Origin of the sequence: Flavobacterium sp. SM2513 (genome assembly GCF_050908145.1) — a bacterium.
Taxonomy (GTDB): Bacteria; Bacteroidota; Bacteroidia; order Flavobacteriales; family Flavobacteriaceae; genus Flavobacterium.
The window spans coordinates 3360649-3385802 of record NZ_CP194228.1 but is presented as its reverse complement, the minus strand read 5'-3'; the positions used below and the strand labels follow the sequence as shown (position 1 = coordinate 3385802).

Sequence of the window (25154 nt, the reverse complement as noted above, 5' to 3'; positions counted from 1 at the left end):
TTATGAATTACGAATTGGTATGCTATTGTATCGTAATTTGTAATTCAAAATTCATAATTAAAATATGACAACAGAAGCTAAAATAGAACAAGCCACTATCGATTGGTTAACGGACTTAGGGTATACCCATATAAACGGTGGTACTTTGCCTCAAAATGCTAATGAAGTGGTTTTAAAAGACCAGTTGTTGGCTTTTATTCAAAAGCAATATCCGCAATTACCTAGTGAGTTGCAAGATGTAGCTGTTGCTGAATTTGCCAATACCAAAGGAGCTGATTTGTTGTATCGCAATAGAGACTTTCATTTAAAGCTAACCAAAGGGTTGGATTTTGAATACAAAGATGCTCACAAGCAAGACAAAGCCGTCCATATTTATCCTATCGATTTTCAACATCCAGAAAACAATACGTTTTGGTGTGTCAATCAGTTTAGTATTGTAGGTAAAAACAAACGTCGTCCCGATATTATTATATACATTAACGGTTTGCCTTTAGTGGTTTTTGAATTAAAAAACTGGTTTGATGAAAATACCAATATTGCTGAAGCTTTAAACCAAATAGGACATTATACCAAAGATATTCCGCAATTGTTTGAATACAATATGTTAACCGTTATAAGTGATGGTAACGAAGCCCAGCATGGTATGTTTAATGCCAAAAGCGAATGGTATGCCGCATGGAAAAGCATGGATGGAACTACTTTAGTAGAAGATGATTTTCAAATGCATACGTTATTGTTTGGTTTGTTTCCAAAAGAGCGATTGCTCAATTATATTAAGAACTTTATCTTTTTTGAAGACCATAACGGTACTTTAATTAAAAAAGGAGCCAAATACCATCAGTTTTTTGGAGTTAATTTTGCGGTTGAAGCTGCTAAAAAAGCCATAAAACCTTATGGTGATGGACGAATTGGTGTAATATGGCATACACAAGGCAGTGGAAAAAGTATTTCTATGGCTATGTATGCTGGAATATTACGCAGTTTACCCGAATTAAAAAATCCAACCATTGTTGTACAAGTAGATAGAAGTGATTTGGATTTTCAGTTGTATGAAAACTTTGTCTTGGCTAAAGATTTAGTAGGCGATGTACAACATGCTGATTCTACCAATGATTTAAGACGCTTGCTTTCTACAGGAAGTGGTGGCGTTATTTTTACTACGATTGAAAAGTTCCGTTTAAAAATGGGTAACGATGAAAAATTAGGAGAAATAGAACATCCTATTTTATCGGAACGAGAAAACATTATTGTAATGGCTGATGAAGCCCACAGAACGCAATATGGGTTGTTAGATGGTTTTGCTTCTAACTTACGAAAAGCGTTACCTAATGCTTCCTTTATAGGCTTTACAGGAACGCCAGTTGACAGTAAAGATGCAGACACGCAAGAAGTTTTTGGAGAAACCATTCACGTGTACGACATTAAGCAAGCGGTTGAAGACAAAGCAACTGTTCCTATATATTATGAAACTCGTTTGGCTAAGTTGCATTTAGGCAATGAAAACATTGACGAAGATGTAGATGCTATTACGGTTGATGAAGAAGATGCTTCTAATTTAAAATGGGCCGCGATTGAAGATGCAGCAGGTTCAGAGGAACGTGTAGCAAAAATTGCTGTCGATATCTTAAATCACTTTAAAAACCGAACGGATACTTTGCCAGGAAAAGCCATGGTGGTTTGTATGAGTAGAAGAAACAGTGTTAAAATGTATGATGCTTTAACAGCCTTAGAAGGTTGCCCAGAAATTGCGGTTGTAATGACAGGTAACATATCCAAAGATCCGATTGCATGGAATCCTCATATTAGAACACAAGATGCTACAGAAGCTTTAAAGAAACGTTTCCGTAATCCTAAAGATCCATTAGAAATAGTCATTGTGAGAGATATGTGGCTAACAGGATTTGATGCTCCTTGTGTGCATACTATGTATGTAGATAAGGTTATGAAAGGACACAGTTTAATGCAGGCTATAACTAGAACTAATCGTGTTTTTAAAGATAAAACTTCAGGAGTTATTGTCGATTATATTGGTATTGGAGACCAACTGAAAAAAGCTACTAATAAATATACTGGTAGTGGTGGAAAAGGAGAACCAACTATTGATATGCGTCAAGCCTTAGAAATGTTTTTTAATCAAGTTGCGATTTGCAAGTCACTTTTAGAAGGTGATGTAGATTATAGCAATTGGAAAGGATTGCGAGATAATGACAAAATGTTATTGGTTCGTAGTGCTTTGAATCACATTATAAAATTTGATGAAGTTGCCAATCAATATATGTTGGAAGAAAAGAAATTGACAGGTTTGTTGTCTATCGTAAAATCACAACCAGAGATTCAAGATTTTGCTATTGATGTTTTGTTTGCACAGCATTTATCTAAAGCTATTAGAAATGCTAAATCGGTAAAATCTGGCAAACGCAATACAGCAAACGAAGTTAAAGAATTAATTAGTCGCAGTATTGAATCGGATGATATTATAGATGTTTTTGCGATGGCAGGCATTGAACGAGCTGATATTTCGATTTTAGACGAAAACTTTTTGTTGGGTGCTAAAAAGGATAAAGACAGTATGGCTATCAAAATAGAGTTGTTAAAAAACATTTTAAAAGATGAAATAAAACTCCGAATGCCAAAGAATATTAGAAAATATACTTCTTTAAAAGAAGAGATTGAAAAGGTAATTGACCGTTATCATTTAAATGCGATTGATTCTTATACGGCTATTGCAGAATTGGTTCACAGAGCCCAAGAAATGCAAGACGAAGACAAGCGTAAATCAGAATTAGGTTTGTCTGATGAGGAATTGGCTTTTTATGATATTATTTCGGCTAAGAAAGAAATCATTAACGAATCGGGACCTATTCAGAATGTAGTTCATGCAGTAGTAAAAGCGGTTAAAAGCAATTTACAAATTGATTGGATGAATAAGGAAGATGCCAAAGCAGCTATTCGTTTAGCGGTTAAAAAAGAACTAAGAGGTAAAGTAAGTATCTCAGAGTTGAATGGTATTCTTCAAGAGATTATGGATCAAGCTGAGGGGCAATTTAGTGAATGGAGGGCATAGGATTGTTGTTTTTTTATCAGTTTAAAATATTAAAAGCGATGAGCAAAACCAAAAATTCACATCGACTAGTGATTGGTGTTTCCTATGTTTGTGAATGTTCAGGTTAGGGTTGGGGAAGTTGAGGAGGAATTGAGGATGGTTGCGGAGGAGGATGTTGTTGAATATAAAAGAAGTTAGAAATGGAAGATAGAGATATAATACATCTATGTATTGAAGTTTTAGATAAAATAGTATTGACAGGTTGGGAAAATGACATTATTGATCCAATTGGTCAGCTAATATTTCCAGCAAAAAGCGAAGATATTCGAATTTCGGAACAAGAATTAAAACAATTGTTTATTGATCAATTTAAAGAGAAACACAAGACACTTTTTTATTCTATTGAATCTCCAACTAGGGCAAAATATAATCTAGGAAAAAACTATGAACAAATAAATATTTGTAACGAGATCAATAATATCATAGGTCAAGCTGCTTTAATTGACATGAGTATATTAAAAAAAAGTAAAGAAACTAAAAAGTATATACGAATTTTAAATATTGAGTTTAAACATCAAAATGCTCCTCTTAAAGATATTGGAAAAGATGTTTTAAAATTAATTCACGAAAGCGAAAAAGGTGTTTTTATATTTTTACTTGATAATACTAATAAAGGATCACTAAATAATGAAAGTTTAACCAGAAAAGGTGTTTTAGATAAATTAAAAAAGTCATTTGATGATTTTAAAGAATATTGGGATGGAGATAAAAGCGTATTACTAGTTATAATGTCTTTAAAAGAGAAAGTTTTAATTCATCGTTCTGTGTCTTTTCATCAAATTGCTGATTTTGAAAAAATATTTTCTATAAATACGAATGGATACGGTAATATTAGATCGGTTAGTGAAAACAGTGGTTGGAAATTAGAAGTAATAGATTAGTAGCAGTCTAATTCAGAGGTATTAGTTATGGTTATTGAGGAGATTATTAAAAATAATAAGAGGTAAATATGAATGGATTTAAATTGATTGCAATAAGACCAACATCACGATGTGATAAAAATTATTTGAAAGTATTAAAAATTAATACACCTTATGTTTTTTATAATGAATATGACTTTTCTAATTACAATGAAAAAACAAAAAAAATAAAGAAGCGTGAAATAGAACTCGTTGATTTATTTTCATTTAAAACAAAAAAAAAGATAGAGGTTAAAGTCAATATCTCTGCAATTGTTGGGGAAAATGGTTCAGGAAAAAGTAGTCTTGTCGAGTTATTTTATATAACATGTTATAATATTTCTGCAATTAAAGGGATTCTCTATGACGAATACAAAGAACGTTATTTAACCTCAAGAGATCGGGTAAAAAATATTAACGTTGAATTTTTCTACGAAATTAACAATAATACATACTTAACTAAACTGCGGGACTCTTCAATTTCGCAATATATTTTAGAAGGTGATATTTTTATTCTAGACAAAAATGAATTTAATCTCAACGATTTTTTTTATACAATAGCAATTAATTATTCACTTCATTCATTAAATTCAGAAATTCTTGGGCTCTGGGTAAAAAAAATATTCCATAAAAACGATGGATATCAAACACCTATAGTTTTGAATCCATATAGAGATAAAGGAAATATTAATGTAAATAAAGAAGAATATCTTGTTCGTTCACGATTAATATCAAATATTTTAGGAAAAACCGATAAAAATGTAAAGGCAGAAGATAGCTTGAGAAATATAATTGATGGTAAAATAGCATATCGTTTACATATAGAATTAAATAGAGATAAATTTAAATTTGATAAGGATGAAAAACCAAAATTTATTTTAACTAATTTATATGGTAGTTATATTTTACCTGTTCTATATCATCATTTTTTGAAAACCAGAGAATTTATACCACAAGATACAATCTTAAATAAATATGCGATCGAGTACATATTATACAAATTGAAGAGTATTGCAGAAAAGTACCAACCATATAAAAATTTATTTAGTACAACGTATGAGTTAGAAGAAGGTGATGCTGAAGGGTATTTTCGTATGTTATCTGAAGATAAAAGCCATATAACCTTTAAACTTAGACAAGCGATAAATTTTTTAAAAAATGAATTATATTTTAAAAAAGGAGAGAAATTTGATTTGACGGTAAGTTATTTGTCAAATCAACTAACAAAAAAAATGAAAGTAGATAATAATGAATTAATAGACATACTTCCTCCAGCATTTTTTGATGTTGATATAGAATTTAAAAATGGTGACCGTTTCAAACAATTAAGTTCTGGCGAAAAACAAAGGATTTTCAGTTTGTCAACTCTAGTATATCATTTAAGCAATATCAATTCGACATCGAAAGTAGCGGTATTGAAATATAAAACAGCAAATATTATATTTGATGAACTTGAACTGTATTTTCATCCTGATCTTCAAAGAACATTAATTAACGATATACTCGAAAATATAAAAAAGATAAATCTTACAGATGTTCTAAATATAAACATTCTTTTTGTTACGCATTCCCCTTTTATTTTATCGGACATACCTAGTCATAATATTTTAGTACTTGAAAAAGATGGATTACCTCTAGAGGAAGGGTTACGGTTAGAAACATTTGGTGCAAATATTTTTGATTTATTAAAACATAGTTTTTTTTTATTAAACGGACCAATGGGGGAGTTTGCCAAAAACAAAATCAAAGAAACTATTGATTGGATTAATAATCCAACACGAAACCTACAAGAGAAAGAATACCACAAATTAATAATAAAAATTATAGGTGAGCCTATTTTGCAAACTAAACTTGCTGAAATGTTTGATATCGTGATAGGTGAGAAATTTGAGAATGAGATTATTCAAAAACAAATATTACATCTTCAAAATAAACTAAAACAAAATTCTTAGAAAATGTTATATCTTCCCCATCACTCCTCTGATAAAATCGCATTATATTTTAATTTGATAAAAAACAAAATCATTTTAGCACGGAAGGCTTCATCTTTAGATAAAACTGCAATTGATTACCTTACTGATATGAAAATTGAGCAAATAATCTTTAGCAAACCTCAAAAATTACTTGAATTTCATAAAGAAATCATTTCAAAATTATTTGTCGGCGCAAGTATAAGAGAATATAAAGAATATTGTTTAATTAAAAATAAAAATGAAGCAAATCGACTCCCACAAGAAATTTTAATTTATAATAGATACTATCCGCATATTGAAGAGTTAAAAAAAGTTTTTAATTACAATGATTTTATTACCAGACATAAAATAACATCATATAAACTTGCAGAAATTTTAAATCAAAACACATGTGTTTATTGTAATAGACTGTATACTAGTACTGTAGTTGTAAAAGATGAAGTAACTAATCGTGTAAATGATTCAACAAGGATAATGAGGCCAACTTATGATCATTGGTATTCAAAAAGCAAGTATCCAGTATTATCATTATCGTTCTATAACCTAATACCAAGTTGTTCTGTTTGTAACACTTCTGTCAAAGGAGATACAGAATTCTCAATGATAAAACATATTCATCCCTATAAAAAAGAAAATAATCAAGACTTCAAATTTAATTATATTTATAAGGATGTTCATAAAAATAATGTAGTTATTGATTTTCCAAATCAATCCAAAATTGGTAGAACCTTAAAAGATTTAAAGATAAAAGATATATATAATGGACACTCCGAGTATGAACTTAAAGATTTATTAGAATTGAGATATAAATATTCAGAAAATTATTTAGATACACTTTTTAATAAAACTTTTGACATACATATAGGTAAAAAGGAGCTATATAGACTGATTTTTGGAATAGAGCCTAAAGAGGTTAATTTCCACAAAAGACCTTTTAGTAAATTTAAAAAAGATATTTTAGAAAAACTTGGTATAAAAGTCTAATATGGAAATTTCTCAAATTATAAAGATGGGCTACATTATTCAATCTTTCCTTGAAAAAGAAGAATTGACTAATGCTAAACCTAAAGACTTGATGCCAATATTAATTGAAAAGGGTTTTTTCAAAAAAGACCATCGAGAAGGCTTGCCATTGAGAGAATTGAAAAGTAAAAATGAACTATATTTAGTTCTCCAAGTTAGAGTTGATCAAAAAGCAAAAAATGTAAGTTGGTTTTTTAATCCATTAAAAATATAATTACATGAACGAAAATTTATACCAAGCCAAGCAAGATTTTTTAGCAGAATGGCCTTTATCGCGTATTCATAAAATGACTCTTGAAGAATATACCAATCTAGATAAAACCTCTTTCTGTTACTGGTTGGAAGCGAAAACATCTAATTTAGGCAGCATCTGGGGTGGTTCTTCTTACAAATTTGGTATTTACAAAAGACGAGATAGAAAAACTCAGGTTGCAGCGGGACATAGAATTACGGATGGAGAATACGCATGGTTTGAGAAATATGGAGCCACACGAAATGCGGCATTTGGAAAAGTAAAAACAATTTTAATCTCAATTATTGAGGCAGTTCAGAACGATGAATTAGAAGAAATTGATGCCGTAGATTTAGGCGATGCTTACAAGTGGAAAATAGCTTTTTTATATGGAAATTGGAACGTTGTAAATATTTTTAAAAATGAATCTTTAGATGAAGCGGCAAGATCTCTAAACTATAAGGAAGCGGACACATCATATTCAGCATTAAATCGTTACATTTTAAAGCATAAAGAGGCGACATTGGATTATTTTGAATTTACTTCTGAGCTGTGGAAGAAAACTTTTTTAGCTAATCCAACCAGATATTGGCTTTATGCACCGGGAGAACAAGCGAGGTTGTGGGACGAATTCTACAAAGACGGAATAATAGGTTTGGGCTGGGATGCTCTAGGCGATTTAGAGGAATATAAAAATAAAACTGAAATTCAGGCAAAACTGCAGGAGCTCGAAGGAGTTACAACTTCTAAAAAAAATGATACTACAGCTAATTATGATTTTTATAAATCTATTTCTATTGGTGATGTTATTATTGCAAAGAAAGGTACTAGTGAATTATTAGGATATGGATTGGTAGTTTCTGATTACTATTACGATGAAGAAAGAAATTCCTCTCAAAAGTGTAGAAAAGTTGATTGGAAACGGAAGGGAAACTGGAAAGGTGATTTTAATTTACCCATAAAAACGCTCACGGACATTACTAAATATCCAAATGATGATGCCAATTATAATAAGTATTACGAAAAGTTAATGAGCATTATGGAAGAAAAGATACAAATTTCTAACGTTAAGGACAAATTTGTTGATTGGATGGTTGCAAATACTAATGGCGGAAATTATTTTGAAAAGCAGTTTGGATCAAATCGCTCGAGATTTGAGAAAGAACTTAGCGAGTATGAAGCGATTTATAAAACAACATTTGACGGAGTTTTATTTGATTTGAATCTTTCTAATTTATCTCAAGAAATTGCAGTTTTAAGCAATAATATTTATAGCAAAGCAAATGCGTTTTACGAATATAGTAAAAACAACGCCAGCGATAGACCAAAGGCAATTTTAGGTAAAAATAATTATTTGAAATTTTTAAATGAAAACTTTATGGGTAATGATAGTACTGATAATAGATTAGGTGTTTCCCTTCCCTCAGATTATCCCTTAAACCAAATCCTCTACGGCCCGCCAGGAACTGGAAAAACCTACCACACCGTTTTAGAAGCTGCAAAAATCGTAACCAGAAATGAATCGATTACTTACGACGAAGCTTTAAAAGTATTCAATGAAAATTTAGGAACGCAAATCGAGTTCATCACTTTTCATCAGAACTACAGCTACGAAGATTTCATTCAAGGATTACGTCCCGATACAGGCAATGGAACGGCTTTGACTTTTGAAAAAAAGGATGGAGTTTTCAAACGAATTGCAGATCGGGCAATGGAAAATTTAAATTTAGCATCCAAAGCACCCGAAGAACTTTCAAATGAAATTTTATTTTATAAAGCGTTGGAGGCATTCAAGGATAGTATTTTAGATACAGAAGACAAGTATTCTATAAATGATTCCGTTTTTATATTTGAAATTGATGAGGAAGCTTTCAGGTATACGGGTACAAATTGGGAGAAGCACAGTAACGGAATTCGGATGAAATTTTCGGACTTGAAAGAATTTTACAGGAATGATGTAAAAACCCGTAAAGACATCAAGGCATTAACCACAATTTCAGGTTTAGCAAATCAACACGCTACTTATTATCTTTTGGTATATCAAGCAATTCTTAAGTTTCTTCCGGATCATTTGGAACAACAAGTACAGATAAAACAAAAAAACTACGTCATCATCATCGACGAAATTAACCGAGCCAATATCTCTCGTGTTTTTGGCGAACTAATTACGCTAATTGAAGAAGACAAACGGTCCCACGGTAAAATACCTATGCGGGTTACACTACCGTCTGGAGATACATTCATCGTTCCGTCTAATTTGTACCTCATTGGAACCATGAACACGGCAGACAAGTCAATTGCATTATTGGACATCGCCTTACGAAGACGTTTTGAATTTGTTCCGATGTATCCAGATGCTACTTTAGATACAGTTCACGATAAAGAAATTCTTACCGATATCAACACCGCTATTTTACAGCGAAAAAGCCATGATTTCACCATCGGTCACGCCTATTTTATGGGCGATAATTATGATAGAAAAAAAACACTCAACCACAAAGTGATTCCACTGTTGCTGGAATATTTTATGAATGACGAAAAGGAAGTGATTGCGATTCTCAAAGAAGCTAATATATCAATTGGAAGTTGGCCATTAAAAGTGCTTTAAATGATTAACCTCTTCGAATACCAAAATAAAGTGGCTTTTCCTGAAAAGCATTTCGAAAATCTCGAGGTGTTTCTCGATGCGATTTGGAACAAAAGAGAAAAATCAGCGTATTACAGCGAAGACGAAAATAGGGAAGAGGTACAGCATTTCATCCAGTTCCTGCACAAGAACAAAGAACTGAAATCCAATAAGTTTGTAGGCGTTATTCATTTTGAAAACCAAACCATCAACTTATTACCTAAAATCTTCTACAAAGGGACAGAAGCAACGGAGGCGGATGTCAAAATCAGTAATGCACACGTGCTGTGGTGGCTGAGTTATTGCCGAAAATTAAAATTCCCCAACTACCTATCAGGATTGGGCAACCAACAAGCCGACTTCTTTGAAATTTTAATTTACTTGTTCAGCAAATACACGAAAGAATTATTGAATTCTTCCGTATATCAAAAGTACGTGGACGTAGATGACGAATTGTCTTTTGTAAAAGGCCGTATGAACTTTAACGCCTACATCAATCAAAACCTAGCCCGAGGACGAAATCATAAAGTGAATTGCTGTTTCGATTCGTTTGAGATGGATAACTCCTTTAATCAATGCATCAAACACGTTTCTGAAATGTTGCTGTCGGCAACAAAAGACATACAAAACAAACGAAATTTAAATGACATTCTTTTTGTTTTGGATGCAGTTTCCGATGCCTGCATTTCAGCAGCTGAATGCAAAACCATTCAGTTTAATCCAATGCTTTCTGATTTTGAAACCGTCCGAGATTATTGCGTGCTGTTTTTAGAAAATAGTGTTTCGTTCAATTACAAGAACGATTTAAAACTCTTCGCCTTCTTATTACCAATGGAATATGTCTTTGAGGATTTTATTTTTGGTTTTATAAATAAAGAAATCGAGCGAGTACATTCAAAAGCACAAACTTCGGGGACGTACCTGGACGAAGCGAAATATTTTGGATTAAAACCCGATTTAGTATTGCAATGTCAAAACCGCAGCATTATCGCCGACACCAAATATAAAATGGTCTACGTCGAAAGTACCGATAATAAAAAAGGCATCTCGCAAAGTGATTTGTACCAAATGATAGGTTATGCGATTCGTTTTGGTATTACGGACATCAAACTTTTTTATCCTAATACCATAAAGAACACTACTGCTATTGATTTGAAAACAATCATCATTGTAGATAAATTTGCACAAGAAAAGCAAATTAGCATTACAGCCCACCAACTTTCGATTGTAGATGGTTCGGTTTGCATTGATAATTTGAATAACTCGAAATTGTCAGAATGTTTTGAACCGTTAAGGCTTCAGTTGAAAGGAGAGTTGGAGGGGATATTGGGTGTTGGGCAGAGGTTTAAAGTCGGTTAAAATGTGAGAGTCTAAACTGAATCATTTCGTCATTTCTTTTACAATTTCATACGAAGTAGAGGAAATTCTACAAAAAGATGTTAAATTTTCTACTGGATAAAATGAATTAAGTAAAATTTATTAGGTAAGTTTGATTACTATTGAAATTAATGATTCTTAAATGAATTAAAATGATATTTAATTATATGAAGAACTACTACATACTATTTATTTTGTTTATTTCACAGTTTGTTATTTCACAAGAATATGAAATAAAAAGGGAAGCACATCAATTAATAGAAAACAGAGCGTATTACTTAAATGGAGGGTTAAATGCTTCATTTGGTGGTAACTCAAGAGCTTTTATAAAAATAGATTTACCTCCTAATACTGTTGAATGGTATTATACTTTTTCTACAACTCAAGGAAAAAGTGGGACAAAAAACTTAACCTTAGCACTTCAATTAATGAGTATGCTAAACAATCCAACTGGATTGTCATCAAAAGCATTATCTTCCTTTGAAGTACCAAGCGGTGAAGCATCTGCAGATATTTATTTACTTAATAATATTAATTTGAAAGGCTTTAGAGAAAAATACGATCAACTTGGAGGCTCATTTAGTTTTCTTCCAGAAGGAACTGTACAAAACGTAAAACAAGCCATTGTAAAAGTTGATGATGTTAAATCGGGATCATGGTATCTTGGGTTAAGAAATCCAAGTACAACTACTGGATTAAATATAAATATAGAAGTTGTTGCAATAACAGAAACTAAAGTTAGTATCACGAAATCGGATAACCAAGTAAAAGCAGAACTCTATACAAATTTGGGGTGGGCACAATTTGAAAACGGAAACTATAAAAAATGTATTGAGTACTGTGATAAAGCAAATGCCGAATCAGAAATTGGAATTGCTTATGCAAATAAAGGTCTTGCCTTATTAATGCTAAATAAGGACTCAGACGCAATGGATGTTTATATTGCAGCTATAACAGTAATTAAAAAACAATCGAATTCAAGTTACTATTTGCAAAATGCTGTTGATGATATAGATAAGGAGCTTACAAAAAATCCAAATATTGTTGGTGCAAAAGAGATTAAACAAGTTTTATTGCAATCGTTTTAAATACTAATTTTTAAAACCAAGAACTTGCATCTCTTCGGGATTGGTTGTTGCCTATGTTAGTGAAAGTTTAAGTCAGTATAGAAGGTATTAAGGAGGATTTAGTATGGTTGCGTAACCAAACGGAGGATATAATAAATAAGAAAACACAAAATCTAATTATTTAAAATTTTAAAAATTCGAATTAAAATAAGTATAAAACCAAAATAATAAAAAACATATTATGAGTTTAGATAATTTTTATAAACTTCGCAGTGACTTTACTTTAATAGGTTTAACAGGACGGATGGGAGGAGGTTGTAATGATATTGCCGAAATATTATCGTCTCCTACCAATCCATTCGGTGATTTGAAAATCCCTGAAAATCTAAACATTAACGAGCAGCAAAAATTTCGAATTTGTAAAGATTTTGTAATTAATGAAAATAATGAATGGCAACAATTCAAACTATTAAAATATAGGGATGTTTTATTATTATTCTTTTTAGCAGAACTGGCTGCAAAGGTAGGTAATAATATAAAAGATATAAACTTGGAAATAGTTTTGTCTTTATTTAGAGGTGTTTATAATGAAGATTTTGTTAAAACAAGCAGAATTGGTCAAGAAGATAAGACTAATAAACTTATTGAGCAAAAAATATTCCCTTTTATAAAAAACAGAATAGCTGAAATTGATAATTATTTTAAAATATTTAATCTTCAAAATTCAATAATTGAAATTCAGAATATTGACACTAATTGTGCAGAAAAAGGTCTAAAGCCCGTAGAGTTTAATGAATTATTTTTTGGTAATTTTTCTGATTTTTGTACAGATTTTTTTGAGCTTATTGATAAATGTAATCCGTTAACGAGACAGATTTTTTTACAAGATGTGGCCTGTAATTTAAGAAGTAATGGTACTGTTTTTTATAGTGAAACTCAAGACGCAAATAATATTTACATAGTTGCAAAAATTATAAAAAGTATTATTAAAATTAACAAACGAGCCGAAGGTCAAGTCAGGCTAGTTATAGATTCCCTCAAAAACTCTTTAGAAATAAACTTCTTTAAAGAACGCTATTCAGGTTTTTATCTAATTTCTTCAAACAGAGATTTTGCCGATGTGAAAAAATATCTAGAAAATAAAGTTAGTAAGTCTTTCTTTAATAAAGTGAAAATACAATTAGATTCAGGAGAGAATGAAAAAGTTGATAATGCGGTAGAAGAATTAATCGATTTAGATAATGTACACTATAAAATTGGTGAGTTTAAGAAAGGGCACTTTAACTATCCAGATTTGGAAAATTGTATTCAAAAAGCAGACTACTATGTTTTTAATAAAAGTTTAGAAAAAAGTGATTCATTTGAAAACGATTCTACTAAAGATAAATCTCAAAACAAACTGAAATTTACGTACTACACTTTAGAAATGCAATTGTTGAAGTTAATTGCTTTAATACATAAACCTGGTATTATTACACCCAACGCAATGGAAAGAACGATGCAACTTGCTTTCAGTTCAAAATACAATTCAGGTTGTATATCTAGACAAGTTGGTGCTGTTGTCACAGATGAATTTTATTCTGTAAAGTCAATTGGTTGGAATGAAGTGCCTCAAGGGCAAACACCGTGCTCGTTACGAAGTGTAACCGATTTGATTGATAATAAAAATTCTGAAATTTTTACAGAATATGAAAAAAATGGAGGAAATTATGATGGACTATCTTTCCTAGATAAAACCAAAGCATTAATTCCAAAAGATAAAAGTATTGAAGAATTTAAAAGCGATTTAAATGGTCATAATTGTCCATTTTGTTTTAAAGAGTTTCATAATGCATTTGAGGGAAAAGATAATCAGGTTCATACAAGATCTCTACATGCGGAAGAAAATGCGATGCTCCAAATCTCAAAGTATGGTGGTCAACCTATTAAAGGTGGAAATCTTTTCACGACAGCATCACCTTGTGAACTCTGTTCTAAAAAAGCATATCAGCTTGGCATAGAAAACATTTTTTATATAGATCCTTATCCTGGAATATCTAAAACTCAAATATTAAAAGGGGGACTCAAAAATCCTAACTTATATATGTTTCAGGGTGCTGTGGGGAGAGGTTTTTTTAAACTTTTTGAACCATATATGTCTATTAAGGACGAAACTAAATTGCGATCAGGATTAAAACCTGTACCATCGCAAAAAGTTGTAGCAAATCAATTAAAAACTATTCTTGCAGAAAATATTAACATTACTAAAAACGAAAAATTAAAAAATTACCTTGATGGACTTGAAGATGATAATTTAATAATTGAAAAAGTAATAGAGTTAATGAATAGTGGTTTAACTAGTAAAAAAGATTAGAATGATAATAGCTTACTTTAAAAACTATAATTAATAATTTTAATTTATGGAAACAGACTTACTAAATAAATCAGTCAATGAGCTAATGGAAAAATTTGGAGCTGGAAACCATAAACCAGGCTCTGGTAGTGCAGCTGCTTTTCAAGGAATGGTTTCAGCTAAATTAATCTCAACTGTTATTAGCTTAACTGCTGATGAAAAAAGAAAACACTTGTATTCTAGTTGTATTCCTGTTTTATTAGATTTTCATAAAGAAATCGAAGATAGAATTTACCCACAATTGGCAGATTTGTTTAAAAAGGATTCCATCCAGTTTGATAAAACAATTAAATCACGAATTGCAAGAGATCAAGAAAAAGATGAATTGGTTAAAAATCAACTGCGAAGGCAAGCACTTGAAGATTTAAAACTTTCCATAGAAATACCCTTTCAAATCGCTGCACTTTGTAAAGAACTAGCAGAAATGTCAGCCTACGTATTTGATAATGGATTTAAAGCTGCAAGAGGAGATTCACAAGTTGGATTGAGTGGTGCAGTCTCGGCATTAGCAGGCTGTCTGGCAATAATTAGGCTTAATGTACTTTCTTTTAGTAGTGATGAGTTTGATTATACTAAATCGGTAGTTAAAGATGTTGATAATTTGTACATTGATTATAAAGAATTAATGGCTCTTGCTGATTCTAAAATTGAAATTCTTCGAGAGGAATTCGAAAAAAAGATACCCTTATTTGAAGGAATAAATAGTATAATCATAAAGAGTAAAAAAAGTAAGAACGTTGATATTGAAAAATGCGTAAGAGAGTTTCAAAATCTAATTTGGGACAATAGACATTTAGTATGGAAAAAAAATGTACCTCAAAATCATTTAGATATTTTAAGTTCAGATTTAATCTTAAAGAATGCGATGGGTTATGATTATATTTCTAGTGCAAGGTATGCAGTAACTACTACTGAAGATGAATCAGTAGAGGTTTGTGGTATAATTGATCAACCTAACAAAATTGTTGCTGTTTCCAATAGGTTTTCTGATCAAGTTCAAAATTTTACAGCAGCACATGAGCTTGGTCATGCGATATTACATGAGCAAGCTATACTTCACAGAGATATACCGGTAGATTGTATTGGAAAAAGAGGTTCACGTGATAAAGTTGAAATAGAAGCAGACACTTTTGCAACCTATTTTTTGATGCCAACTAAGTTGATAAAGCAAGAGTTTGCAAGAAGATATTCTGATGAAATATTTCAAATAAATGAAAACACAGCATTTAAATTTGGTGGTCGTAGTACAACTGATTTAAATAAAGAGTGTAAAACTACCCGCAGTCTTTCAAGAAAGTTAGCAGCTACGGAATTATACGATTATAAAAACTTCATTTCTTTAGCAAAACAATTTAATGTTTCTATTGAGGCGATGGCGATTAGATTAGAAGAACTCAATTTATTGAAATATTAGTTTCACATTTTTAAGATTCGTAGAATACCTTTTAATTATTGTAAATCTTAAACTCTTAGTAATAAGAAAAATCATACCAATATTGTCTTGTCTTATTGAAAGCTAAAAAGGCTCAACATTCCGTTGAGCCTTTTTTTTTGTAAATAAGAATTATTCTTAAACTATTTGTTGATTATTTTTTCAAGCCTTGCCATCATTTCGTCCTTCTCTTTCAGCATTCGCTCATACAAGGCAATCTTTTCTTCATGAAGTTTCTTAAGTTCCTCAATTGGATTGATGTTAAACGTTGGTTTTGCATTACCAATATATGCATCCTTTTCAATATTAAAGGTATTAGAAATAATATTAACCGCCTGTTCCTCATCAAAATTCTGAAACGCTTCCACCGGAATCTTCAAAGAACTGGAGATTTGCGTGAGGATAGTGGTGTCAATCACCTCTTTTTGCTCCAACATAGAAATCTTCTTTTGGTTCCAGTCGTTTCCCAAATCATAAGCCAATGCTTCCTGTTTGATGCCTAGCATTTCCCGGAAACGCTTCACATTTCTTCCTTGATGTATTTTTTGTTCCATAACGAATGTCCATTTTTAGAAGGGCTAAAGGTAGTACCCTCGGATTAAAAATTGTGCAAACCAAAGATAAAAAAATATACGCTAAAAAAGCTCCTTGTAGTAACTAAAATATCCGTATTTGCAATAGATATCGCTTTGTTGGTTTTAATCATAGGTTAGTACGGGTATTTACAGCAGTATAATATAGTAAAACTAGAGAAAGGATAAGTATAATATTATTATACAATATGTATAATTAATTTGTATATTTGTATCACTAATTTGTTCTAGGGGATGAAAGTAAAAATAGTAAAAAGTGACGAAAACAGTTTAGTGCCGGCAACTATTTTTGAGGCAAAATCTGTAGGTCTGGACCTGCCTTCTCTAGCGGATGGATGGCGGTTTAATTTTAAAAAGCATTCCAGAGTAACAGGATATGTAACCTATGTTGTAGTAACGGAGGAGACGCCAACGGTGATTGAAGGTTGTTTGATATTTGAAATGAAAAATAAAGTAGAGCCTTATATGGCTTTTGTAGAACTTGCTCCGCACAATAAGGGTCTACATAAGAAATAGGAAAGAATTGCAGGATGTTTGATAGCGTTTGCTTGCCGACTTAGTTTTATCAAGGCCGATGAACCGTATAGAGGATATTTGGTATTTGATGTTTTAGAAGAAAATCAGGCAGATGAAGTAAAGCTGATGGCTGTTTATTCCACAAAATATAATGCACTGCGATGGGGTGCTACCACGATGATTATACCTCCGGTGGGAGGGGAGAAATTAATTACTGAATTTTTAAATTAAAAGAGATGAAAAATAAGGAAATTCAAATCGATACTATTTGGAACGACGAAAAGAAAGTCGCATTAAAAAAGGTGATTAAGTCGCATGCTTCAAAACAGTCCAAAGAACAGCTAGTGAAGAATCAATTGCTTTCTATTCAATACAGACTGGAAGATTATATCCAAAGTGAAAAGGAGGATGAAGTCTTAAAAATTCTTGACTTTGTTAAGATGTATTTGAAAACCCTCACTATAACTAAAAAAGAATTGGCCACTTACTTTGAAATGAAAGACAGCAACCTCCATAAGTACCTTTCTGGTGAACGGAAGCTAAATGCAAAATTAGCCTTGAAGTTAAGTACTTTTTCTCATACGAAGCCGGAGCATTGGTACAGGGTGCAATTAAAAAATGAAATGATTGAATTGAATAAAGAAAAAGCAAATGTGGAAGCGTATAAAAAATACGATTACCGCAATTTAGTGGAAGCGGTCTAACCAAACTTAAAGAATGTTAAGCCCTTGAAAAAGGGCTTTTTTAGTACCGCCCCTAGCGTCTTAAGCAATGAAGCGACCTTCGGCACCACAAACCGAGGAAGAATTATACCACTATATCTAATCTTATTTGCTTTTGCGTATGGGACCGAACTTCTTTTGTGCGACACCGAGACTTTTGGTTCGGTACAAAAGCATAACCTTATATTTCATCGTTGCCGTATTTTTGTTTCTTTTTAAATAGCTTAATAATAACTAATTATGATTGAAAATATTGCTTTTCAGCGATAAAAAAATATTTGGTGCAACGCTCTTTTTTTAGAGACTAAAATATTCGGGGTTACAAGTCATAATCCCTCGTAGATTCTAAATTGCGTGATATTCTAACTGGATGCCCTGCGGTTAAAATGAAAAGAAACGTTAGAAGATAGATTCGAACAGCATTTTAACCCTCGAAGGGTTCGAAACCCTGCGAGGGTTGTAAACGCGAGATGGCTAAAACCCTCAAACCCGGAACTAAAAGCACCGCTAAATTTAATTGTATTTAGCCATTGGGCACAAGCAGGTGCCCTCGATACAATCGTCAGTTCGAGTGTTTTTTGTGCAGTAAAACGGAACAAAAAATGTATCGAGAACAGCCCTCGTCAGTTCGAGTGATTTTGTGCAACATAGTGGAACAAAATAGTATCGTTTTCGTCAGTTCGAGTGATTTTAATGCAACGCAGTGAAATTAAAATTGTATCGAGAACCCTCCTGTAAAGCTTCTCGATACAATTTGTAGAAACAAAAACTAGCATTTTCCTTTCTACAAATCACTCGAAGTGACGGATAACAAGAAGATTTGGAAGTAAATGAACGATAAGTTATTACATTCAGTCATTTCTAGTGATTTTGTGCAGTAAAACGGAACAAAAAATGTATCGTCTTCGTCAGTTCGAGTGTTTTTTGTGCAATCCCGATGGCTATCGGGTTTGGACAAAAAATGTATCGAGAACCGCCCCCGTCAGTTCGAGTGATTTTAATGCAACGCAGTGGAATTAAAATTGACCCGAGGCAATAGCCGAACTGAGCGGAGCTAATCGAGAACCCTCGCTAAAACTTTTCGATACAATTTTTAGACAAAAAGTATCGTTTTACTTTCAAAAATCACACCAAGAGACGGGAAATAACCGCTAAATACTTATACCAAACGCATTAGAAGAAATGAAATTAGAAGTGGTACTACCTGCTTAATATTAAAAAAAACTGATGTTCGTTTATCCTTCACGTTTTAGATTATGAACTTTCAATAAATAATTAATCGCTTTAAAAGTACAGACTTACGGTATGCGAGTATAAACTCCAATAACTTAGGATTAGTACCATTATAAGGGTTCCAAAAGATAAAATGTTAAAGTTATACAATTAAAGTCTTTCACGTCTCGTAGTAATTGTAATATTTGATAGTTTTATAAAAAATCTAAAGTTAATGTACCGAGTACTCAATCTTCTCATTTTTATCCTATTTGTTCAAACCACCCCATTGATTTTTGCACAAAATATAATGCAAAATAAAATTGACAGTTTAAATACTGTTGTTTTTTCACTAGACAAAAGAGATACTACCCGAATAGTCCAATTGGGATTGTATATCGTAAAGCATACAGCGTCAGAGAAGCAACGGTATGCTGTCCTTCAAAAAATATCAGAATCGTACTTCCGCACTAATGAGATGGACAAATCCATTGCTTACCTTTTTAAAGCGAAGGACGTAGCAGAACGCATTGGTGATCCTGAAATGTTAGCTCAAGCCTACGGTTCCATTGCTAACCAGTATGCTTACATGAATATCAATCAAAAAGCACGCTTGTACCTAGACCGAGCAATTGGCCAAATCGAGCAGATTCCGAATGGTGAAAAAAAATACCGGCTAAAAGCTTTAAGTGCCATTGAGATGGGTAAAATAGATTTTAATAGCACGAATTATAGAGCGGCAAACATCAATTACCATAAAGCGCTAAGGGAATTTAAGAAGTTTGAACCCTTATCTGAAATCGACCGTTATAATTATAGGCGTTCCTTGTATAATATTGGTAATTCCTATTACTATATGGATGAGCCAGATTCTTCAGAAGTATATTTGCAAAAAGCATTACAGTTTAAAGCCTCTTATAGCCCTGAATTAAAGTTTTACATTTACAGTACGCTATCTGAGGTGTACACCTACAGAGGAAATTATCAGCAATCTGTAGCTACTTTGCAGTCAGTTTTAAAAGATAGCAATTTTAAAATCCCCAGTTTAGAGTCTGAAATATACCATAACCTTTCTAAAAATTATAAAGCACTCGGACAGTACGAAAACTACATCAGTTACAATGAAAAATACCTGGCATTAACCAAACACTTAAAAGAAGAAGATTTAAAAGCAATCAATAAAGCATTTTCAGTTGAGCAAAAGGGGTTTACAGACTCTATCACTCAATCCAAAAAAGAGAAGCAGATGCTGACCTATGCTATAATTTTGACCCTGATTTTAGGTTTTGCAGTATTATATTATGTGCTTAAGAAAAAAAGGCAAGAGGAGAAGATTTACAAAATGGTCATTTCAAGATTAGAAAATCAGATTCAAATTCCGTCTCAATCTGACGATTGCATGGGAAGTGAAACCAAGTCTAATGTTATTATTTCCTCCGAAACTGAAACGGACTTATTTGAAAAATTAAGCAAGTTTGAACGTGCTGAGAAGTTTAGAAATCCCAAGGTTACACTTTCGACGATGGCGGTGCAGTTAAAGACAAATCCTACCTATCTGTCTGCAATAATCAAGATGCATAAGGACAAAAATTTCAATAGCTATATTAATGAATTACGGATAAATTATATTTGTCAAAAAATTCATTCAGACCCTAAATACCTCGATTATAAAATCAGTTATTTAGCAGAAGAATGTGGATTTACTTCCCATAGTACCTTTTCTACCATATTCAAAACTGTTACTGGGATAGCTCCTTCCGTATTTTTGAGAGAAGCAGCTAAAAGACGCGTAAATTTGAGTTAGTTCATTTAAATGCTTTTATATCACTTTTTTATATTTTTATTTTGTCTTCATAAATAACATATTTCTAAAGACTTGTTAAGGTTTTTTATGAAAACTAGCGTTAACTTCGTCCAATAACTAAAACTATAAATATGAAAAAATTATTACTACTTACTATTTTATTTTCTAGCATTATTCCCAAATGCTTTAGTCAAACTTGTACACTGGGTACACAATCAGATGAAACAGGAATTGGTGAAAATATTGGAACAGGAGGCATTTATGAGTATGCAGGAGCGGTTGACTTTGATGTACCCTTTGGAGTCAGTTTTACTACGACAGCAGTCACGTTCAATATTTTAAAAGGAAGTGCAAATCTCAATTATGTTAATGTTGCCTTTCTAATGGAAGAAGAAGGGCTTCCCGCCACAATTATTGTTTCACATTCTAATTTAATTCCTACCACACAAACATTAGTATCCACTTCATCAGACGAGGGTGGACTTGATGTTTATAGCATCACAGTAAACCTACCTGAAGCAGCAACTTTCGCAGCAGGTAAATATTTTTTAACGCTTGCAGCAGCACCAGGCGATAGTAGTGGTGCTTGGTGGGAAATAACTAGCGAAACGCAGACCTATGGAGCATTTGATTTCATTAAATTCGGTACAGAAGCTTGGGCAGGTGCGGGCTATTATAACAAAGTATTTAACCTATTGGGAACTTGTACAGATACAGGAGAAATTCTTCCCGACTTGGGATTCACTTGTGACCAGCAAAGTCTATCTACCTTACATAATAATGGTGTTTCTTTTTTTGGAGGTACAGGCATGGTTTTAAGTTTAGCAGACGATTTTACTGTAGAGGAAAATACTACATTCCATTTAAAGAGATTTACACTAGAAACCTTGCTTACTGGAGGTGCAATGCATAATGCTACTATAAAAATTCGTACAGCAACAATCAACGGGCCAGGCGAGGTATTGCATACATTTCTAAACAAAGGTCCAGATTATGAGGAATTCCAAGGTTACTGGGTGATAACTGGCAGCCCATTCGATTTGGTATCTGTCAAAACAAGTTTTGTTTTTAACGATGCTATTGCTCTTGAAGGAGGCAGGTATTATATTGAAGTCATTCCAACTCCCAACAGTTCCGATTTAATGTTATGGGAAGCAACCGCTGGATCAGGTATAGGAGAATTTAGTTATAGTTCATCAGACGGGGGTAACTCCTGGTTTCAGAATGCTGGAGTCAATCAAAATTTTGCAGTTGAAGGATTCTGCGAAGCCAGTTTAGGAGTACTCAATCCGGAGTCAGGACAACAATTCACCTATTTTCCAAATCCTGTAGTAGCTAATTTAACTATTTCATCACCATCGCAAATTAGCACTATGGCACTTTATACGGTAACAGGACAAGAGATTGGTAATTATAGTACCACTACTACAACAATTGACATGAATGATTTAGCTAGTGGTTTGTATCTATTAAAAGTTCAGTTTGAAAATGGAGTGCAGGAGACCTTTAAGATTTTGAAAAAATGATAAAAAGCAGTTTGAAAAAGTTCTAAAATACCGTCTGAGTTAGTTTATTTACCCCTAAAAAGATTTTTTTAGGGGTATTTTTTTTGAATCAAGATGCTGAATGGAAGAAATGTAATAAGCCTGCTTTATTATCAATATTTCTTGATTTAATATCCGTCTTCAGCAACCCAATATAATTAAAGTGGCTGACAGTCTTTTTTGCAATGTTTTCTTTTTTTTACTCTTTAGCTGTACGCCTCTTACCCCAAAAACCCCCATTTAGCAGAAGTACTGTATCAAGCCGGTTATATTGAACGTTTTGGAACCGGAACGGGAGAAATTTTACGATTGTGTAAAGAAGCAGGTCTTCTAGAACCTGTATTTGATTTGGAGACAGGTTTTAAAATCACGATTTGGCGTCCCGAAGTCATTGGTAGAAAATATAAAAAGAACGGTACCGACCAAGTCACCGACCAAGTCACCGACCAAGTGAATAAATTGATACAGCGGTTGATTTTGATAACCGATCAGGCGTATTCTCGTCAAGAATTAATGGAAATTTTACAACTGAAGCACAATCCAAATTTTAGAGACAATTATTTGAATCCAGCCGTGCAGGAAGGCTATCTATCCATGACGCTACCTAACAAACCGATTAGCACCCACCAAAAATACCAATCAACCGAAAAGGGCCAACAGTTAAAAACACAGTTAGAAAAGAAAAAGGGGTGACATCGATTAGTATAATTTGTAATAATTAACGATTAGTTCGCTTTTGTTGAAAGGTCTGTCAAATACACAATCCTTCAATCTTTCCATCCGTCTTTGCAACACATAATCCTTTATAAATCATAAATAGCGGGATATGTTAACTGGATGCCCTGCGGTTAAAATGAAAAGAAACGTTAGTAGATAGATTCGAACAGCATTTTAACCCTCGAAGGGTTCCAAACCCTTCGAGGGTTGTCCTCCTAAAATAAATTCCCATCGTGAAACATAAAAACCAACAATAACTAAGGTCCTCTAAAACACCTCCTATTTTCGGATAAAATATCCTTATTTAGAATAGATTATCTTTTGCAAAGAAGGGAACTTTGGGTTCAATCTTAAATGCAAAGACGATGAAAAAGCAAGTAATTAATTATGAAACAAATTCTTGGGCATGCTATGAAATTAAAAATCTCTTTGAGGTGCTTGAAGCCTTCATGACCTATGCACACATAGATCATTATAAGCAAATGCTAAGTGATGCAGTACTTTATGCTCAAAAGAACGAAGTATACAATAAAGAAGAACCAGGCCAACTCTTCATGTGCCATGCGGTATTGCGCTCTTTTTTCAGAGCATGTTCAAAATTGGAGAGCATGAGCAAAAAGTGGAAGGTACAGCAAACCAACACCGAGTGCAAGTCGGTGCTGCATCAAGCTTCCTTGAATGAGGAGGAGTACAACAATCCCTTTATGGTATTTAAAAATGCGTTTGCTGAAAATTCGGTAAAAGACTACGAATATTTTTTCTCAACAATGGTTGAAATGGCACTGTCGCACCATCAACTCGATTATGACCCGGACCTATTTAATTTCTACATCCATACAGTTAAAATGCTCGATGCATCACAGCTTATACGAGAAAGGGGACTTGAAAAAAGTAAGAAAGAAACAGCACCAGCCGAAGTAGTTCAGCAAGAAACCAATCCAGTAGGAGAGGAGGACAATGAGACCAACACAACGGACTGTAACCCAGTAAACCAAAGCGAGCCATTGCCAGAACACCAAGAAGCAGAGGCGGAGCCACAAAATAATCAAAACCAAATCACAACAATAATTACGAAGACCTTAAGCACCTGCGGCATCTACTGTTTCGGGGAACGGAAAACAAATAAAGCACATGAGAGCCTTTATTCCGAAAGGAAAGAGTCAACTACCACTCTTTATTACTTGCTCGTTATAGTGCCAACCATGCCTCAAAATATAATAGCCGACTTAGCATTTCTGATCAACACACAAACGAAAGGCCGTTGTACCGCCACTTTACTAATCCATACCCTAAGAGACCTACGAAGAGACAAGACCAAACAAGCCTCCTTTTTTCAAAAAATCGTCTTCGAAGGAGTGACCTGGTTTGAAAATTGGCAAAACACACCCCCTTTAAAACTGGATTCCGTTGCAAAGCGGAAATGCAAAGAAATAGAAAGCTATTGGATGGACCGGAAAATGATAGTAGACGGTTGGCGGGATGCCGCAGTAGCACTCGACTCCAACGACGCTGAGATGCTTAAAATTACCTTCCTGCACCAAACGGTAGAGCAACTCTGTCTGGGACTAATCCATACGTTTCTAGGTTACCGCCCACATCATTTTGCTTTGGGCTACCTCCTCGAGCTTTGCGATCTCTTTACCCCAATCGCTTCCGAGCTATTTCCAAGAAAAACCAAGCAAGAACTGGCTTTTCTAAAACCTTTATTTCGCTCGATTAACGACAGGCGGCACTTCAAAACCATAGGTAAAACCACACCACAGTTACCCTTACTAGAGGAGCGCTGTACGGCCTTTTACGAACAAGCAACACGTGGTGTAGATACAGAATTGCAGCGATTAAAAAGTGTAGAATAACCCCGATGGTTGTAATAATTACCACCTTCAGCCCGAAAGGATTTAGTATACGCTACCGTCAGTGAT

At 33.1% G+C, this 25154-nt stretch carries 18 protein-coding genes; 17 read left to right on the top strand and 1 reads right to left on the bottom strand.

What is annotated here, in order from left to right; genetic code table 11:
• Positions 1–64: 64 nt before the first annotated feature.
• The 10 genes from ACQ5J2_RS14420 to ACQ5J2_RS14375 all read left to right on the top strand — a co-directional run bounded on the left by ACQ5J2_RS14420 (position 65) and on the right by ACQ5J2_RS14375 (position 16106).
• Positions 65–3064, top strand: a complete 3000-nt coding sequence (locus ACQ5J2_RS14420) for a type I restriction endonuclease subunit R (protein WP_432671159.1) — start codon at positions 65–67, stop codon at positions 3062–3064.
• Positions 3065–3243: 179 nt separating this feature from the next.
• Complete coding sequence (locus ACQ5J2_RS14415) at positions 3244–3984, top strand: hypothetical protein (protein WP_432671158.1); 741 nt, start codon at positions 3244–3246, stop codon at positions 3982–3984.
• Between the two features lie 68 nt (positions 3985–4052).
• On the top strand, positions 4053–5954 hold the full coding sequence (locus tag ACQ5J2_RS14410; protein WP_432671157.1) for an AAA family ATPase: 1902 nt from the start codon (positions 4053–4055) through the stop codon (positions 5952–5954).
• A gap of 3 nt (positions 5955–5957) precedes the next feature.
• Complete coding sequence (locus ACQ5J2_RS14405; protein WP_432671156.1) at positions 5958–6959, top strand: hypothetical protein; 1002 nt, start codon at positions 5958–5960, stop codon at positions 6957–6959.
• A 1-nt stretch (position 6960) separates the two neighbouring features.
• On the top strand, positions 6961–7212 hold the full coding sequence (locus ACQ5J2_RS14400; protein WP_432671155.1) for a hypothetical protein: 252 nt from the start codon (positions 6961–6963) through the stop codon (positions 7210–7212).
• A 4-nt stretch (positions 7213–7216) separates the two neighbouring features.
• Positions 7217–9838 (top strand): AAA family ATPase, encoded by a 2622-nt coding sequence (locus ACQ5J2_RS14395; protein ID WP_432671154.1) that lies wholly within the window; start codon positions 7217–7219, stop codon positions 9836–9838.
• Positions 9839–11215 (top strand): McrC family protein, encoded by a 1377-nt coding sequence (locus ACQ5J2_RS14390; RefSeq protein WP_432671153.1) that lies wholly within the window; start codon positions 9839–9841, stop codon positions 11213–11215.
• Positions 11216–11400: 185 nt separating this feature from the next.
• Positions 11401–12321: a tetratricopeptide repeat protein gene (locus tag ACQ5J2_RS14385; RefSeq protein WP_432671152.1), complete on the top strand. Its 921-nt coding sequence runs from the start codon at positions 11401–11403 to the stop codon at positions 12319–12321.
• 220 nt (positions 12322–12541) lie between these two features.
• A complete protein-coding gene (locus ACQ5J2_RS14380; RefSeq protein ID WP_432671151.1) occupies positions 12542–14653 on the top strand; it encodes a hypothetical protein in 2112 nt (703 codons plus the stop codon).
• 46 nt (positions 14654–14699) lie between these two features.
• The gene (locus ACQ5J2_RS14375; RefSeq protein ID WP_432671150.1) at positions 14700–16106 is read left to right on the top strand and encodes a cyclodeaminase/cyclohydrolase family protein; all 1407 of its coding nucleotides are present in this window, start codon (positions 14700–14702) and stop codon (positions 16104–16106) included.
• A gap of 161 nt (positions 16107–16267) precedes the next feature.
• Here the strand turns inward: ACQ5J2_RS14375 and ACQ5J2_RS14370 are convergent, their stop codons facing one another.
• Positions 16268–16678, bottom strand: coding sequence for an XRE family transcriptional regulator (locus ACQ5J2_RS14370; RefSeq protein WP_432671149.1), 411 nt, complete (start codon positions 16676–16678; stop codon positions 16268–16270).
• 273 nt (positions 16679–16951) lie between these two features.
• Between ACQ5J2_RS14370 and ACQ5J2_RS14365 the strand changes: the two genes are divergently transcribed.
• The 7 genes from ACQ5J2_RS14365 (at position 16952) to ACQ5J2_RS14335 (ending at position 25088) form a co-directional block, all read left to right on the top strand.
• Positions 16952–17233, top strand: a complete 282-nt coding sequence (locus ACQ5J2_RS14365; RefSeq protein ID WP_432671148.1) for a hypothetical protein — start codon at positions 16952–16954, stop codon at positions 17231–17233.
• 18 nt (positions 17234–17251) lie between these two features.
• Positions 17252–17464 carry a hypothetical protein gene (locus tag ACQ5J2_RS14360; protein ID WP_432671147.1) on the top strand — a complete coding sequence of 71 codons (213 nt, stop codon included), beginning with the start codon at positions 17252–17254 and terminating at the stop codon, positions 17462–17464.
• 5 nt (positions 17465–17469) lie between these two features.
• Positions 17470–17937 (top strand): helix-turn-helix transcriptional regulator, encoded by a 468-nt coding sequence (locus ACQ5J2_RS14355; RefSeq protein ID WP_432671146.1) that lies wholly within the window; start codon positions 17470–17472, stop codon positions 17935–17937.
• Between the two features lie 1540 nt (positions 17938–19477).
• Positions 19478–20971, top strand: a complete 1494-nt coding sequence (locus ACQ5J2_RS14350) for a helix-turn-helix domain-containing protein (protein ID WP_432671145.1) — start codon at positions 19478–19480, stop codon at positions 20969–20971.
• 131 nt (positions 20972–21102) lie between these two features.
• On the top strand, positions 21103–22497 hold the full coding sequence (locus ACQ5J2_RS14345) for a T9SS type A sorting domain-containing protein (protein ID WP_432671144.1): 1395 nt from the start codon (positions 21103–21105) through the stop codon (positions 22495–22497).
• 228 nt (positions 22498–22725) lie between these two features.
• Positions 22726–23208, top strand: coding sequence for a Fic family protein (locus ACQ5J2_RS14340; protein ID WP_432673320.1), 483 nt, complete (start codon positions 22726–22728; stop codon positions 23206–23208).
• A 389-nt stretch (positions 23209–23597) separates the two neighbouring features.
• On the top strand, positions 23598–25088 hold the full coding sequence (locus ACQ5J2_RS14335; RefSeq protein ID WP_432671143.1) for a hypothetical protein: 1491 nt from the start codon (positions 23598–23600) through the stop codon (positions 25086–25088).
• Positions 25089–25154: the final 66 nt, after the last annotated feature.